The sequence below is a fragment of the Desulfocurvus sp. DL1XJH-121 genome, assembly GCF_054819825.1.
Map to the genome: position 1 here is coordinate 1 of NZ_JBTVWW010000101.1, position 270 is coordinate 270.

Here is a 270-nt window from a genome sequence, read left to right on the forward strand (position 1 = left end):
GCGGTTGTTGATGCCGATCATCGGCGCCGGTACCTGCAGCGCACGCTCCAGCTCGTCGATGTCGTGCACTTCCACCAGCACGTCCATGCCCAGCGACAACGCCAGTTCGGACAGCGTGGCCAACTGGGTGTCATCCAGCGCAGCGACGATCAGCAGGATGCAGTCGGCGCCCAGCACGCGCGCCTCGTACACCTGGTAGGCGTCGATCACAAAGTCCTTGCGCAGCACCGGCAGCGTGCAGGCTTCGCGGGCCTGCTGCAGGTAGGCGTC

Annotated in this window: 1 protein-coding gene; it reads right to left on the bottom strand. The window is 65.9% G+C overall.

Annotated elements, in window-relative coordinates; all coding sequences use genetic code 11:
• A partial coding sequence (locus tag ACYYG1_RS17475) for an indole-3-glycerol phosphate synthase TrpC (protein WP_461211612.1) occupies positions 1–270 on the bottom strand: 270 nt, incomplete at both ends.